The sequence below is a fragment of the Acidovorax sp. Root275 genome, assembly GCF_001428965.1.
GTDB lineage: Bacteria > Pseudomonadota > Gammaproteobacteria > Burkholderiales > Burkholderiaceae_C > Acidovorax > Acidovorax radicis.
The window spans coordinates 590,523-605,470 of sequence record NZ_LMJH01000008.1; the positions used below are offsets into that span (position 1 = coordinate 590,523).

Here is a 14,948-nt window from a genome sequence, read left to right on the forward strand (position 1 = left end):
TCCACCACCTCGCAGGGCATCGCGCCAGGGCGGGTTGGCAGGGGCTGGGTCCAAGCCCGACGGGCGTGCATGCCCATGCCGTGTGTCTCCTGCACGCACATGGGGCGCGGCCCATAATGGCCCGATGCACTTCAGCTACACCCCCTCCTATGCCAGCACCCGCCTGCCGGTGTTTGCGCGCAATGTCGTTTCCACCTCCCATCCGCTGGCGGCCCAGGCGGGCTTGCGCATGCTGCAGCAGGGCGGCAATGCCGTCGATGCCGCCGTAGCCGCCGCTGCGGCCATGACGATCTGCGAGCCCGTGAGCAACGGGCTGGGCAGCGATGCGTTCTGCATCCTGTGGGACGGGCAGGCCTTGCAGGGGCTCAATGCTTCCGGCCGTGCGCCAGCTGCGTGGACGCCGGAATACTTTCACAGCCGTTACGGTGAGGGCCAGGTCACACCCCCCAAACGCGGCATGGATGCCGTCACGGTGCCGGGGGCTGTCAGTGCCTGGGTCGCCCTGTCCGAGCGCTTTGGAAAGCTGCCTTTTGCCGATCTGATGGAGCCCGCCGCCGAGATTGCCGAGCGTGGCTATCTGGTGCCGGTGGTGGTGCAGCAGAAATGGGCGGCTGCAGTGCCGGAACTGCAGTCGCAGCCGGGGTTTGCGCAGAGCTTCATGCCGCGTGGGCGTGCGCCGCAGGTGGGCGAGCTGTTCCAGTTCGCAGCCGCAGCCCGTGCACTGCGCGCCATCGGGGCTACGCAAGGGCAGGCGTTCTACACGGGCGAAATTGCCCAGGCACTGGTGGCCTTCTCCAAGGCCCAGGGCGGCAGCCTGACGCTGGCGGATCTGGCAGCGCACCGCCCTGAGTGGGTCACCCCCATTGCCCGCAACTACCGGGGCTATACCCTGCACGAGATCCCGCCCAACGGCCAGGGCATCGCGGCGTTGATTGCGCTGGGCATCCTGGACCAGTTCGATCTGGCCGCGCTGGCGGTGGATGGCGCAGCGTCCCAGCATCTGCAGATCGAGGCCATGAAACTCGCGTTTGCCGATGTGTACCGCTATGTGGCCGAGCCATCGTCCATGGAGGTGACACCCGCGCAAATGCTCGATGACGCGTACCTGGCGTCCCGTGCCAAACTCATCGACATGAACCAGGCGCAGGATTTTGGGGCAGGCAATCCGGTCAAGGGCGGCACGATCTATCTGACGGCGGCCGACGAAAACGGCATGATGGTGAGCTTTATCCAGAGCAACTACATGGGCTTCGGCTCGGGGTGTGTGGAGCCCACCTTTGGCATCAGCCTGCAGAACCGGGGCCAGGCATTCAGCACCGACCCCAAAGGCGCCAACCCCGCGAACCTGGTGGCACCCGGCAAGCGGCCGTTTCACACCATCATCCCGGCTTTCCTCACGCAGAACGGCCAGCCCGTGATGAGCTACGGCGTGATGGGCGCCAACATGCAGCCGCAGGGCCACATGCAGACCCTGGTGCGCATGCTGGACTACGGCCAGAACCCGCAGGCGGCGTGCGACGCACCGCGCTGGCGCTTCAATGAAGGGCTGTCGATCAATGTCGAAGCTGCCATGCCTGCGGCCACGGTGCAGGGTCTGCTGGGCCTGGGGCACCGCATGGAGGTGATCCAGGACTCCTACCAGGACTTCGGCGCCGGCCAGTTCATCTGGCGCATGGGCGACCCCAAGGTGCAGGGCTATGTGGCCGCCAGCGATCCGCGCCGCGACGGCCAGGTGGCGGGGTATTGATGGAACACCCCCTGAGCCGCTTCGCGCCTTCCCCTTCTCCCGCTGCGCGGGAGGGGGACGCCACCTGTGGCCTGGCGAAGCCAGCTCCACGGTGGCATTGGCTTGGGCTGCGCCAGTTGCCATCAATGTGGGTAGTGCGCGCCGCAATGAACAACGGGAAAATACATTAAAAGTGCCTCTAGCCCAATCAGTAAAAGCGCAAGAAGCTACTAAAAAAAATGTAGCAACCGGTCTTGCCCTGGCCCTGTTGGGCTCGATCGCCTTCAGCGGCAAGGCCATCATCGTCAAGCTGGCGTACCGCCATGGTGTTGATGCGGTCACGCTCATCATGTACCGCATGCTGTTTGCGCTGCCCATCTTTGCCGTGATGGCTTGGTGGGCCAGCCGGGGCAAGCCCCCCCTGACCCGCAAGGACTGGCTGGGCGTGCTGGGCCTGGGGCTTACGGGCTACTACCTGGCGAGTTTTCTGGATTTTGCAGGGCTGGCCTACATCAGCGCCAGCCTGGAGCGCCTGATCCTGTACCTCAACCCCACGCTGGTGGTGATGCTCGGCTGGGTGCTGTACCGGCGCGGCATTCACTGGGGGCAAGCGGTGGGCATGCTGATCAGCTACTGCGGCGTGGTCCTGGTGTTCGGCCATGAGGCCAACCTGCAAGGCGCCGATGCTGCATGGGGCACCCTGCTGGTGTTCCTGAGTGCGGTGAGCTACGCCATCTACCTGGTCTACAGCGGTGAACTGGTGCGGCGCCTGGGTTCGCTGCGGCTGGTGGGTTTGGCCACCACCGTGGCGTGCCTGCTTTGCCTGCTGCAGTTTGTGGTGCTGCGGCCCTTCAGTGCTGCCCTGGTGGCGCCTGAGGTGATCTGGCTGTCCATCCTCAACGCCACGCTGTGCACGGCCGCGCCCGTGCTCATGGTGATGATGGCGATCGAGCGCGTGGGCGCTGGCATGACCGCGCAGACCGGCATGGTGGGGCCGCTGTCCACCATCCTCATGGGGGTCTGGATTCTGGGCGAGCCGTTCACGGTGTGGGTGGCTGCGGGCACGGCCCTGGTGATCACGGGGATCTTTGTGTTCACCCAGCTGGCCCGCCGCCAAGCGCCTTGACCTTGCTGCGCAGAGCGGGTGCGCCGCTCTCCCTTGGGGTGCCTTATCCCGCCTTCTTTGCCGCCGCAGGCCGGGCAGAGGGGGCCGGTGCAGGAGCATTGGCAGGTGCGTTGCCACCACCCAGGCGCTGCGCAATCGATGCGCGCGATCCGCCCAGCCCGTCGAGCTGGCGGCCCATGGATTGCTCCAGGTAGTCCAGGCGGGCCTGTGCGGCGGGGTGTGTGGACATCGTCAGCGTGAACATCGGGTTGTCCGGTGTCACGGTGCGCAGTTGCTGCAGCACCGAGACCAGGCCGTAGGGGTCAAAACCCGCCTTGGCCGCCAGCGACACACCGGTGCGGTCCGCCTCGAATTCGTCGGACTGGCTCAGCCCCTTGGTGTAGACCGTGCGGAACAGCGACAGAAGCTGGTCCTTGACGAGCTGGCCGGCCACGTTGCTGGTGCGGATCTGCGAGGCCAGCAGCTGCGTGCCGACCCCCGCCATGGCGCTTTGCCGGATGGCCTGCAGGTGGTGTTTGGAGGTCACGTGCGTGATCTCGTGCGCCAGAATGCCCGCCAGCTCGGACTCGTCGGCGCAGCGGTCGATGAGCCCCTTGGTCACGAACACATAGCCGCCCGGCGCTGCGAAGGCGTTGTAGCCGCTGTCATCGAGCACCACGAAGGTCCAGGGCAGGCCGGGGCGCGATGACTGCAGGCTGACCCAGCGGCCCAGGCGGTTCACGTAGCGCTGCAGCGCCATGTCCGGGTGGGCGGGCTTGGCCCCCAGCAGCAGGGCGGCCAACTGGCGGCCGATCTCGATTTCCTTGGTTTCGTCGATGTTCTCCATCGACTGGGTCAGCAGGCTGATCAGATCGTCACCCTGTCCTGCCGAAGCGGGTTTGCCGCCTGTGACGGCAGAGCCGATGCCGCCGCCCAGCGAGTTCAGCAGGTTCATCACGTTCTGGCTGTAGGCGGCCAGCGGGGCTGCTGCCAGTGCCGCGCACAGGGCGGCTGTTCGGGCACAGCGCTTCCATGGGGGAGTTCGGGTCATGTGCATCTCCTCAATTGGGGCTGTAGTTGGGGTCGGACGGATTGCCGGAGCCGCTGCCCGACTTGCTGCCGCTGGAGGTCGGCAGGGACGGCTGGGCCAGTGCGGGTACATCGCGGGCGTTCAGCGACGCCGAGCTGGCGAACTGGCGTGCCTGGTCAGCATTGACCCGCAGGCCCTCTGCCCGGCCGACGGCGGCGGGGTTGGGCTGTGCGTTGGCGATGTCTTCGGCACCCAGGCCACGAATACCCACCGTGGAGGTGGCGGTGGTGGTGGTGCCGCTGTTGCCGCCAAACAGTCCGCCCAGGCCCCGCAGGCCGCTGGTGGTGGCATTGTTGGTGGGCGTGGCCGAGCCCGATTGTGGGCCCAGGTCAAACATGTGGACCCAGCCGGTGGCGCCTTGCTGTGTGCTCACCTTGGTCCAGGGGCCCTTGCGCTCGTTGCTGCGTGTGACCACTGTATTGGCCTCCAGTGGGGCCACGCTGGCGCCGCTGTCGGCGGGAGCGTCGCGCAACTGGGTGGCGCGCTTGACCACGGCAGCCTCCTGCGCGTGTGCGCCACCCGCCAGGGGTGCTAATGCGGCCAATGCCAGCCAGGTGGCCAGGGCTCCGCGGTGCAGCCAGTTCATGTTGCAGCTCTCCACTTATGATGATTTGTGAATGCTGCGGGTCGCAGCACCAGAACCGGAGATTGTTATGGATTTGGGTATCGCAGGCAAATGGGCGCTCGTGTGCGGCGCGAGCAAGGGATTGGGCTACGGCTGTGCGCTGGCCTTGGTGCGCGAGGGCGTCAACGTGGTGATCAACGCCCGCAATGCAGAGGCGCTCGATCAGGCAGCTATTAAATTAATAGCTGAAAATTCAATACCATCAAGCGCTGGTGGCCTGAATGGCTCAAAACCAAAGGTGCTGGCGGTTGCCGCCGACATCACCACGGCCGAGGGGCGCGCTGCCGTGTTCACCGTGGCCGGTGGTCCGGGCCGCGACTTCGACATTGTGGTGACGAATGCCGGCGGCCCGCCCACGGGCGACTTCCGCGACTGGGACCGCGACGCATGGATCAAGGCCGTGGATGCCAACATGCTCACCCCCATTGAACTGATCAAGGCCACGGTGGACGGCATGGCTGCTCGGGGCTTTGGCCGCATCGTCAACATTACCTCCAGCGCAGTGAAGGCACCCATCGATATCCTGGGCCTGTCCAATGGCGCGCGCAGCGGGCTCACGGGCTTTGTGGCGGGGGTATCGCGCAGCAAGATCGCCGCGCGGGGCGTCACCATCAACAACCTGCTGCCCGGCAAGTTCGACACCGACCGGCTGGCCGCCACCGTGACTGCCGCCGCAGGCAAGGCGGGCAAGAGCGTGGACGATGTGCGCACCGCCCAGCAGGCGCAGATCCCGGCCGGGCGGTATGGCACGGCACAGGAGTTCGGTGCCATCTGCGCCTTTTTGTGCAGCCAGCAAGCGGGCTACATGACCGGGCAGAACGTGTTGGCGGACGGCGGCGCGTATCCTGGCACCTTCTGACTCGGGCTGGGCTTGCCAGCCACGCGCGTTGCCACGCCGCGTGGCGTTTTGCCGACAGCTTTCGCCGCCGAGGGGGAAAACTTGGTAAAGAATGGTGCCCCAGCACTCCAACCCGAAAGTACCGGAACATGACACTGTGCATCCATCCCCCGGGCGGCCTTCCAGATCTTTGTGAACTCCACGAGTGCCGCTGGGTGTCTGGCCATATTCCGGGTGCCGATAGTGCGCTGTGGGGGCCATCTGCGGTTCCCGGGTTGGAGCGCCAGAATTTGCCATGCCGCAGACACCCGCTGTGATTTCCCGCCTTCGCCACCGTGTTGCGCCGCTTTGCGCTGCGTTGGCCTTCCTGGGCTGCCTGCCACAGGCGGTGGGCCAAACAGCAGCAACTCCTGCGGTGGCCCCGGTGCCTTACAAGCTGCGCATCGTGGGTGGCCTGGCCAGCATCAACCAGTACATCCGCCAGGAAGAGCCGTTCTGGAGCAAGGAGCTGTCGCGCATGAGCGGCGGCCGGTTCGACGCTGAAATTGTCCCCTTTGACCGCGCCGGTGTGCCTGGCACTGAAATGCTGCGCCTGCTGCAGCTGGGCGTGGTGCCTTTTGGCACGACGCTCATGAGTTCATTCACGGCCCAATACCCCGAGTACACGGCGCCCGATCTGGCAGGGCTCAACCCCGACATCGCCACGCTCAAGTCCACGCTGGCGGCGTTTCGTCCTTATCTGGAGAAGAGCCTGCGCGACCAGCACGGTGTGGAGGCCCTGGCCGTGTATGTGTATCCGGCGCAGGTGGTGTTTTGCAAGAAGCCCTTGCGCGGGCTGGCTGACCTGGCCGGGCGCCGCACCCGGGTGTCGTCTTCCACCCAGGCCGATTTTGTCGGGGCGCTTGGCGGCATCCCGGTGCTGACGGGCTTCGCACAGATCGTGCCCAGCCTCACGGCGGGCAATACCGAATGCGCCATCACCGGCACCATGTCGGGCAACACGCTGGGCCTGCCGACGATGACTTCGCATGTGCATGCACTTCCCGTGACATGGGGGCTGGCGGTGTTTGGCGCCAACCAGGCCGCTTGGGAAGCGCTGCCGCCCGATCTGCGGGCGCTGCTGCGGCGCGAGTTGCCCCGGCTGGAGGCCGCCATCTGGGAGGAGTCCGAGCGCGAGACCTCCGATGGCATGGCTTGCAACCGTGGCGTCCCGGCCTGTGTGGGTGGCCGCAAGGGCAGCATGGTGGTGGTACCGGTGTCGGCCCAGGACGAGCGCAGCCGCCAGGAGATCCTGGCCTCCACCGTGCTGCCACGCTGGGTGCAACGCTGCGGGGCCCGTTGTGCCCAGGTGTGGAACCAGACGATCGGCCCCGTTCGCGGCCTGGTGGCGGCCCCGGCGAAATGAGGGAGACCACGACCCCGCGGCGCATCAGGGCCTTTGTCTGGGCCGGAGCTGCGGTGTTCATGGCAGCGGTGGTGATGGTGTCCGCCGCGCTGGTGTGGAACGCCCGCAAGGTGGCGCTGGACGACTACGAAGCCCAGGCCACCCGTTTTGTGGCGGGCGCCGAGGCGGCGCTCAACCGATCCCTGCTGTCCGTGGACGTGCTGCTGGCCAGCATGGATGAACTGCTCGGCCTGTCAGGCTCCATGAGCGACTGGATCGACCCCGACGTGGCCAGCCAGCGGTTGCGCAGCTCGGCCCGGCAGAACCTGATGGTGCGCTACGTGGCGCTGCTGGATGCGAAGGGCAAGACCATTGCCTCCTCGGATGCCGCTGGCAGCGCGCTGTCGCTGCAGCTGCCCCCGGGGTTTTTGTCGGCGGTGTTGGAGCAGCCTGTGTCCACGCTGATGATCAGCCCGCCGGTGGTGAGCTTTGCCACCGCAGAGCGCGTGCTGTACTTCGCCCGCCACCTGCGCATGGCCGACAGCGCCCGTGTGGTCGCCATTGCCGAACTGCCGGTGGGAGCCCTCAGCTCGGTGCTCGTCCAGGGGGTGGACATCACAGGCCTGCAGGTGACGCTGGAACGCGCGGGAGGACTGCTGCTGCTGAGCGCGCCCAACCGCGAAGAGGCCATCACGCCGATGTTGTCCCCGCCACTGCATGAAGTGGCTGCCATGGGGCAGGAGTGGAAGGCCCCGGCCCGCTTGAGCGGCGAACCCGCGCTGGTGGTCTACCGGCCCATCCTGTACCAGGACCTGCGAATTTCTGGGAGCATTCCGTTGCGCGATGCGCTGGCGGGCTGGCGCGATCAGCGCGACGCCATCGCCCTCACGGGGCTGTTGTTTGTGGCCATGATCGTGGCGGCGGGCAACCTGGCGCTGCGCTACCTGCACCGCATGTCCCAGGCGCGCCTGGCCATTGCGCAATCCAAGGCCACGCTGGACCAGGCGCTGGAATCCATGGTGAGCGGTTTTGTGCTGCTCGACGGCGAGCAATGCGTGGTGCAGTGGAACAGCCGGTTCGAGGAAATTTTCCCTTGGTTGCGCACCGTGATGGCGCCGATGGTGCCGTTTCGGCGTGTGATGGAGGAGACCTCCCGGCACCACCTCCCGCGCGCCAGCGAGGAAGAACGCATGCGCTGGGTGGAGATGCGGCTGCTCAAGCAAAGCCAGCACCTGGAGCCCCACGAACAGGTGCTGCCCAACGGCCGCACGATCCAGATCACCGAACGGCCCACGCCCGAGGGCGGGCTGGTCATCACCTACCACGACGTCACGGCGCTGCGCCGGGCCAGTGCCGAGATCGAAAGCCTGGCCTTCTACGACCCGCTGACCAACCTGCCCAACCGCCGGCTGCTGATGGACCGCATGCAGCAGGTCATTGCCGCCAGCGTGCGCAGCGGGCAGTACGGGGCCTTGCTGTTTCTGGATCTCGACCATTTCAAGACATTGAACGACACCCTGGGCCACGAAGTGGGCGACATGCTGCTGCGCCAGGTGGCCGAGCGCCTGAAGACCTGTGTGCGCCGCGAAGACACCGTGGCGCGCCTGGGGGGCGATGAGTTCGTGGTCATGCTGCACGAGCTGTCGCTGCACAGTGAAGAAGCGGCCGCCAACGCGCGCCGCGTGGGCGAGAAGATCCTGCGCACGCTGAACATGCCGTACACACTGGGTGCACACATCCACCACAGCACGCCCAGCATTGGCGCCACGCTGATGGGAGGGGCGCTGCAGCCCTCGGTTGATCTGCTCAAGCAGGCCGACATCGCGATGTACCAGGTCAAGTCGCAGGGGCGCAATGCACTGTGTTTTTTCGACCCGCAGATGCAGATCGCCATCAGCGTGCGTGCACAGCTGGAGGGGGATCTGCAGGCCGCCCTGACCGCGCGGCAGTTTGTGCTGCACTACCAGCCCCAGTTCCACCAGGACGGGCGCATCGTGGGCGCCGAGGCGTTGATCCGCTGGATCCACCCCGAGCGCGGCCTCGTCGCGCCGGGCGCCTTCATCGGCGTGGCGGAGGAGAGCGAGCTCATCGTGCCCATGGGCCACTGGGTGCTGCGCACCGCGTGCGAGCAGCTGGCTGCGTGGGAAAACGATGCCCGCTACCGGCATGTGCAGCTGTCGGTCAATGTGAGCGCCCGGCAGTTCCGCCAGCGCGACTTCGTGGCCCGCATCGTCGAGGTGCTGCGCGAAACCGGGGCGCGGCCCCACCTGCTCAAGCTGGAGCTGACCGAGTCGCTGGTGCTGGACAACGTGGACGACACCATTGCCAAGATGGGCCTCCTCAAGACCAAGGGCGTGCGCTTTTCAGTCGACGACTTCGGCACGGGCTATTCGTCGCTGGCCTACCTCACGCGGTTGCCGCTCGATCAGCTCAAGATCGACCAGTCCTTCGTGCGCAACCTGGGCGTGCGGCACACCGATGACGTGATCGTGCAGACCATCATCGGCATGGCCCGCAACCTGGAGCTGGATGTGATTGCCGAGGGGGTGGAAACCTCGGAGCAAAAGGCCTTGCTGGCGGACTACGGATGCCAGCTTTTCCAGGGCTATTTGCTGGGAATGCCTGGTCCGGTGGCCGATCTGGAAGCGCTGCTGCGCCGCGTTGCCGACGAGGCTCCCGTGGATTCGTCTGCAACCGGGGGCTCGCCCCAGCGCTGACGCCCGGCCGCATTCCGGTTCACGCTGCATGCAAACAGGAGGACTGCTTATGGCACGGTGGATGCGATGGCCGCGCAGGATCTGGAGTTGCGGCGCGGCGTGTGTGCTCGCCTGTGCCGCAGCCAGCGCGGAGCCGGTGGCCATCAAGACGCCGAGCGGCACCCTGCATTTCGAGACGCCTGCGGGCTACACCGCCCTCAGCGAGGACGAATTGCACATCAAGTTTGGACGCTACGGCCGCAGACCCCTGGCCGCGTGGGGGAACGCCCGTCGCAGCAGCACCGTGGCGGTGACCTGGTCGCGCATGGCGCAAAAGCCCCTGACCAGCGAACAATTGCCCGAGTTCAAATCGGCGATGGAAACCACACTCCCCAGGCTCACTCCGGGCATGGTGCTTCGGGATTCATCGCTGGTGCAGATTGCGCAGCGGCCCTGGGTGCGCATCGACAGCACGGCCCCGGCCGTGGACACCGAGATCCGCAATCTGATGTACCTGACCGACCTGGGCGGGCACATGGTGGGCGTGAACTACAACGCCACAGTGGCGGACTATGCGCAGCAGGAGGCGGGCTTCAGCAGCTCTGCCGGTACGCTGCGCACGCAGGACTAGGTGTTGGTTCGGACGGCATTGGCTGCACCCTTCCCGGCAGTGACTGCGCCTTACCTGCGCGACGACACCACGATCCCGCCCACGATCAGCGCAAACGCCACGCCGTGGAAAAGCTGGGGCGTTTCCCCCAGGAAAGCGGCCGACAGAATGCCCGCGAACAGCGGGGTGAGGTTCACGAAGAAGCCCGCCACTGCAGGCCCCGCACGCTCCACACCCACGCCCCAGCAGCGGTAGGCCAGCACGGCCGGGCCCACGGCGATGAACACGAGCGCGGCGATCAGCGGCCAGCCCCCGTCGAAGTGGGTGCGGCCCACGGCCCATTCCACGCCCGCAAAGCTGCCCGACCAGGCCAGGCCAAACACCATCTGCGCCATCAGAAACGCCGCCCAGTCGCCCCGGATGCGGGCAGGCTCGCTGGTGCGCGACAGCAGCCAGCTGTAGAACGCCCACGAGATGGTGGCCAGCAGCATGAAAAAATCGCCCGGGACGAGCCGAAAGGCCAGCAGTTGCAACCACTCGCCCCGGCTCAGCACCAGCAGCACGCCACACATCGACAGCAACGCACCCAGCAACTGGCGCCGCGTGACGGCCGCGCCGAAGAACAGCGCCCCCACGGCCAGCATCCACACCGGCATGCTGGAGCCCACCAGCGTCGCGTTGATGGGCGTGGAAGTCTGCAGCGCCATGTACTGCAGCGCGTTGTACAGGCCAATGCCCAGCAGCCCCAGCAGTGCGTAGCGGCGCCAGTGCGGCCACAGCGGGCTGTCCTTGCGCAGCACACCATGGGCCAGCGGCAGCAGGATGGCAAAGGCCAGCACCCAGCGGATGAAGTTGAGGGCGGCGGGGGAAATCAGGTCGTGCACGAGCCGTCCCACGACGGCATTGCCCGCCCACAGCAAGGGCGGTATCACCAGCAGCACGGCCGTGCCGGGTGTGAGTTTTTGAGTCATGGGGCTGCACTGTAACGGCGCTGGCGACGCCATGCTGCCGGAGGCCACAAGGCCCTAGAGCCAATCGACCCCGTGTCGGCCTGCGGCACGTTCACTCGATTCGTGGCAGGATGGCCGCCGTTTGTTTCTCTCACCCGTTACAGGAGTTGTTAGCCATGAGCCTTGCCGTCCAGATCCGCCAGCATGGTGGTCCCGAAGAACTCCACATTGTTGACGTCGCCGTGGGCGAACCCGGCCCTGGCGAGATCCGCATCCGCCACCACGCCATCGGCCTCAATTTCATCGACGTCTACCACCGCACGGGCCTGTACCCCTTGGGCATGCCCGCCACCATCGGCATGGAAGGCGCAGGCGTGGTCGAAGCGGTGGGCGAGGGCGTCACGCACCTGCAGGTGGGCGACCGCGCCGCCTATGCCAGCAACCCGCCCGGCGCCTACTCTGAAGTGCGCGTGATGCCCGCCAAATGTGTGTGCAAGCTGCCCGACGCCATCAGCTTCGAGACCGGCGCGGCCATGATGCTCAAGGGCTTGACGGCACAGTACCTGCTCAAGAAGACCCTGCCCGTGGAAGGCCTGCAGAGCGGCGACCACGTGCTGTTCCATGCCGCTGCGGGCGGTGTGGGCCTGATCGCCAGCCAGTGGGCCAAGGCGCTGGGCCTGCAGCTCATCGGCACGGCAGGCACCGATGCCAAGTGCCAGCTGGCCCTGGCCAACGGCGCGGCACATGCCATCAACTACAACACTGAGGACTTTGCGGCGCGCGTCAAAGAGATCACTGGCGGCAAGGGCGTGAAAGTGGTGTACGACTCGGTGGGCAAGGACACCTGGGACAAGTCGCTCGACTGCCTGCGCCCGTTTGGCCTGATGGCCAGCTTCGGCAATGCCTCAGGCCCCGTGGCGCCGTTTGCGCCGGGCTCGCTGGGTGCCAAGGGTTCGATCTACGTCACGCGCCAGACGCTGTTCACCCACATCGCCACGCGTGAAAGCACGCAGGCCATGGCCGATGAGCTGTTTGCCGTGGTGGCCAGCGGGCAGGTCAAGATCCACATCGAGCAGCGGTTTGCCTTGGCCGATGTGCAACAGGCGCACCGCGCGCTGGAAGCACGCAAGACCACCGGCTGCACCATCCTCACGCTGTGAACGCCGCCGTCCAGCCCCGGTCCTTTGGCGACTGGTTGGCCAGTGCGCGCCAGGCTGCGCAGCAGCCCCCCGTCCAGCCGCGCCAGGCGCTGGTGGTGGCGGGGCAGGTGGTGGGCTCGGTGGCAGAGGGTTTTTTGAATAAAATTGGCCGCCAGCGCTTATTGGATAAGCGCTATAAGCTATCAAATAATGAGCATTCTGGCGCTGCAGCCTGGCACCTGGAGGTGCCGTTTGGAGCTTCAGTGGACGCCATCACCGACGCCCTCAATACCCTGGCCGCTGCCTTGCGCGACGAGGGCCTGTGTGGCCCCTGGCGCGATGAGCAACTGGCGGTGTGCAACCCGGTGGGCGAGGTGGTGGGCACGGTGGAGCGTGGTGCGGTGCGTGTGCTGGGCATCACCACCCGCGCTGTCCATCTGGTGGGCCTGGCGCCGGACGGCCGCATGTGGGTGCAAAAGCGCTCCATGACCAAGCCCAACAACCCCGGCCTGTGGGACACGCTGATGGGCGGTATGGTCTCTGCCGCCGACTCATTGCCCCAGGCGCTGGCCCGCGAGACCTGGGAGGAGGCGGGGCTGCACGTGGAAACGCTGGTCGGCCTGCAGCACGGTGGCCATGTGGACTTCAGCCGCCCCAGCCGGGAAGGGGATGGCGCGGGCTACATGCGCGAGCGCATCGACTGGTTTCGCGCCCAAGTGCCCGAGGGCATGGCGCCCGAGAACCAGGACGGCGAAGTGGAGCGGTTTGACCTGCTGCCCCTGGGCACGGTGCGCGAGCAGGTGGCGCAGGGCCTGTTCACGCTGGAAGCCGGGCTGGTGATTGCCGGTTTCCTCGGGCTGTAACCGGGATCCCGGTCGCACAGCCTTCAAATCAGGTCCCGCATCGCCTGGGCGGTTTCGCGCAGCACGGGCAACACCCGTGACACCGCGTCCTCGCTGCCCCGCAGTGTGCTGGCCTTGTTGCGCTGACGGGCTGCTGCCGCTTCGTTCTGCGCAACCGCTTCCCGTTGCGCGGCGGGGCCATCACCCAACAGAGCGGTGGACAGCGCGGCCTTTGATCCTCAGGCCTGATCCACCATCGTCTTGAGCCGGTTGGGCGCCAGCGCCCCGGCCGATTCCAGAATGGGGTAGGCCACCGAGCACAGCAGCGAGTTGATGCGCTTGAGTTCGCTGATCAGGTCGATGTGCAGCGAGCTGGTTTCGATGCTCTGCACCGTGTTGTCCGACAGGCGCGCCAGGTGGGTGGCTGAATACGCATGCTCCAGGTCGCGGAAACGGGCCTTTTCTTCCAGCAGCTTCTGCGCGTCGCGCACGCTGCCGTTGAGGAATACGCTCATCGCCAGCCGCAGGTTGTCGATCAGGCGGGCGTGCAGCTCGGTGATCTCTTCCATGCCCGCTTCGGAGAACTGGCGGCCCTTCTTGATCTTCTTGTCCTCGATGTCGATGAGCACGCGCTCGATGATGTCGCCAATCTGCTCCATGTTGATCGTGAAGCTGATGATGTCCGCCCAGCGGCGGCCCTCGCGCTCGTCCAGTGCCTCGCGCGAGATCTTGGTCATGTAGTACTTGATGGCCGAGTACAGGCCATCCACCTCGTCGTCGAGCTTGCGCAGGTCTTCGGCCAGCTTGATGTCGTCGGTGCGGATCACCTTGTGCAGGCCCAGCAGCATCGATTCGACCACGTCGGCTTGGTGCAGGGCCTCGCGCGCAGCGCACGAGATGGCCAGGGAGGGCGTGGCCAGGGCTGACGGGTCCAGATGCTGGGGCCGGGTGCCGGCCGCTGCCTGCGCTTTTTCGACGGGCAGCAGGCGCTGCACGGTGCGGGCCACCGTGCCTGTGAGGCCGATGCAGATGATGCCCACCACCACATTGAAAGCCAGGTGGAACAGCACCACCAGCGCCGCGATTTCCGGCACGTAGGGGCGTACATGCTGCAGCCACAGCCCAGTGAGCGGTGTCATGATGACAACGCCGATGATCTTGAAGAACAGGTTGCCCAGCGGCACCTGGCGCGTCTGTACATTGGCCTTCATCGTGGTGAGAACGGCCAGCACGCCGCTGCCCAGGTTGGCGCCCAGCACCAGGCCCAGAGCCACGTCGGGCGGGATACCCCCCGAGCCGGCCAGCGCGGCAGTCAGCAGCACCGTGGCCAGGCTCGAATAGGCCACGATGGCCAGAATGGCGCCGGTGAAGATCTCCAGCAGCAGGTCGCTGGTCAATGCCCCCAGCAGGGTGCGCACGGTGGGCGACTGGGTGAGCACCGTGGTCGATTCGGTGATGAGGCGCAGCGCCAGCAGCATCAACCCCAGGCCGATCAGCACCCGGCCCACCCGGCCCACGGCCGTGTCCTTGCGCGAGATGAACAGCACCACGCCCGCGAAGATGAACAGCGGCGACAGCCACGACAGGTCCATCGAGAACACTACCGCCATCACGCTGGTGCCCACGTCGGCGCCCAGCATCACGGCCAGCGCGGCGGGCAGGCCCACCAGGCCCTGGCCCACGAACGAAGACACGATGAGCGCCGTGGCCGTGCTCGATTGCACCACCGCCGTTACCCCGATGCCCGACAGAACGGCAGTGAACCGGTTGCTGACGCTGTGCGCGATCAACTGGCGCAAATTGGCGCCAAAAACACGCAGGATGCCGGTGCGCACCAGGTGGGTGCCCCAGATCAGCAGCGAGACGGCTGCCAACAAATTCAAGAGATGCTTCATGGAGGAAAACCGTTATTTCTTCTTCTTGTGACGTGCGCAAAGAGCATG

The 14,948-nt window shown here is 66.3% G+C and carries 12 protein-coding genes; 8 read left to right on the forward strand and 4 right to left on the reverse strand.

Going from position 1 to position 14,948, the window contains the following annotated elements; all coding sequences use genetic code 11:
* The first annotated feature begins 124 nt into the window (after positions 1-124).
* The gene (locus ASE52_RS12810; protein WP_010463417.1) at positions 125-1,747 is read left to right on the forward strand and encodes a gamma-glutamyltransferase family protein; all 1,623 of its coding nucleotides are present in this window, start codon (positions 125-127) and stop codon (positions 1,745-1,747) included.
* Positions 1,748-1,919: 172 nt separating this feature from the next.
* The gene (locus ASE52_RS12815; RefSeq protein ID WP_057226570.1) at positions 1,920-2,852 is read left to right on the forward strand and encodes a DMT family transporter; all 933 of its coding nucleotides are present in this window, start codon (positions 1,920-1,922) and stop codon (positions 2,850-2,852) included.
* Positions 2,853-2,895: 43 nt separating this feature from the next.
* On the opposite strand, the gene ASE52_RS12820 is transcribed toward ASE52_RS12815, so the two are convergent.
* Positions 2,896-3,882 (reverse strand): M48 family metallopeptidase, encoded by a 987-nt coding sequence (locus ASE52_RS12820; RefSeq protein WP_225584773.1) that lies wholly within the window; start codon positions 3,880-3,882, stop codon positions 2,896-2,898.
* 10 nt (positions 3,883-3,892) lie between these two features.
* Positions 3,893-4,507, reverse strand: a complete 615-nt coding sequence (locus ASE52_RS12825) for an SH3 domain-containing protein (protein WP_010463423.1) — start codon at positions 4,505-4,507, stop codon at positions 3,893-3,895.
* A 67-nt stretch (positions 4,508-4,574) separates the two neighbouring features.
* Here ASE52_RS12825 and ASE52_RS12830 point away from each other — a divergent pair, with 67 nt between their 5' ends.
* From ASE52_RS12830 to ASE52_RS12845, 4 genes are all read left to right on the forward strand, one after another.
* A complete protein-coding gene (locus ASE52_RS12830; RefSeq protein WP_057226573.1) occupies positions 4,575-5,405 on the forward strand; it encodes an SDR family oxidoreductase in 831 nt (276 codons plus the stop codon).
* 394 nt (positions 5,406-5,799) lie between these two features.
* Positions 5,800-6,789, forward strand: coding sequence for a TRAP transporter substrate-binding protein (locus ASE52_RS12835; protein WP_140426245.1), 990 nt, complete (start codon positions 5,800-5,802; stop codon positions 6,787-6,789).
* Positions 6,786-9,485 (forward strand): EAL domain-containing protein, encoded by a 2,700-nt coding sequence (locus ASE52_RS12840; protein WP_057226576.1) that lies wholly within the window; start codon positions 6,786-6,788, stop codon positions 9,483-9,485. Before ASE52_RS12835 ends, ASE52_RS12840 begins: the two co-directional genes overlap by 4 nt.
* Positions 9,486-9,588: 103 nt before the next feature.
* Positions 9,589-10,095: a hypothetical protein gene (locus ASE52_RS12845; protein WP_010463431.1), complete on the forward strand. Its 507-nt coding sequence runs from the start codon at positions 9,589-9,591 to the stop codon at positions 10,093-10,095.
* Positions 10,096-10,145: 50 nt separating this feature from the next.
* On the opposite strand, the gene ASE52_RS12850 is transcribed toward ASE52_RS12845, so the two are convergent.
* Positions 10,146-11,045, reverse strand: a complete 900-nt coding sequence (locus tag ASE52_RS12850) for a DMT family transporter (RefSeq protein ID WP_057226577.1) — start codon at positions 11,043-11,045, stop codon at positions 10,146-10,148.
* Positions 11,046-11,200: 155 nt separating this feature from the next.
* Here ASE52_RS12850 and ASE52_RS12855 point away from each other — a divergent pair, with 155 nt between their 5' ends.
* Both ASE52_RS12855 and ASE52_RS12860 read left to right on the forward strand, forming a co-directional pair.
* Complete coding sequence (locus ASE52_RS12855) at positions 11,201-12,184, forward strand: quinone oxidoreductase (protein WP_010463435.1); 984 nt, start codon at positions 11,201-11,203, stop codon at positions 12,182-12,184.
* A complete protein-coding gene (locus ASE52_RS12860; protein ID WP_057226579.1) occupies positions 12,181-13,026 on the forward strand; it encodes an NUDIX domain-containing protein in 846 nt (281 codons plus the stop codon). The genes ASE52_RS12855 and ASE52_RS12860 overlap by 4 nt, the downstream gene beginning before the upstream one ends.
* Positions 13,027-13,244: 218 nt before the next feature.
* On the opposite strand, the gene ASE52_RS12865 is transcribed toward ASE52_RS12860, so the two are convergent.
* Positions 13,245-14,900 carry a Na/Pi cotransporter family protein gene (locus ASE52_RS12865; RefSeq protein WP_010463442.1) on the reverse strand — a complete coding sequence of 552 codons (1,656 nt, stop codon included), beginning with the start codon at positions 14,898-14,900 and terminating at the stop codon, positions 13,245-13,247.
* Positions 14,901-14,948 lie beyond the last annotated feature (48 nt).

What these genes read in the sequence shown, in the direction of transcription:
- ASE52_RS12825 (WP_010463423.1), bottom strand. Translation starts at nt 4,507, where the DNA reads ATGAACTGGCTGCACCGCGGAGCCCTGGCCACCTGGCTGGCATTGGCC.
- ASE52_RS12855 (WP_010463435.1), top strand. Translation starts at nt 11,201, where the DNA reads ATGAGCCTTGCCGTCCAGATCCGCCAGCATGGTGGTCCCGAAGAACTC.
- ASE52_RS12840 (WP_057226576.1), top strand. Translation starts at nt 6,786, where the DNA reads ATGAGGGAGACCACGACCCCGCGGCGCATCAGGGCCTTTGTCTGGGCC.
- ASE52_RS12865 (WP_010463442.1), bottom strand. Translation starts at nt 14,900, where the DNA reads ATGAAGCATCTCTTGAATTTGTTGGCAGCCGTCTCGCTGCTGATCTGG.
- ASE52_RS12820 (WP_225584773.1), bottom strand. Translation starts at nt 3,882, where the DNA reads ATGACCCGAACTCCCCCATGGAAGCGCTGTGCCCGAACAGCCGCCCTG.
- ASE52_RS12810 (WP_010463417.1), top strand. Translation starts at nt 125, where the DNA reads ATGCACTTCAGCTACACCCCCTCCTATGCCAGCACCCGCCTGCCGGTG.
- ASE52_RS12850 (WP_057226577.1), bottom strand. Translation starts at nt 11,045, where the DNA reads ATGACTCAAAAACTCACACCCGGCACGGCCGTGCTGCTGGTGATACCG.
- ASE52_RS12830 (WP_057226573.1), top strand. Translation starts at nt 4,575, where the DNA reads ATGGATTTGGGTATCGCAGGCAAATGGGCGCTCGTGTGCGGCGCGAGC.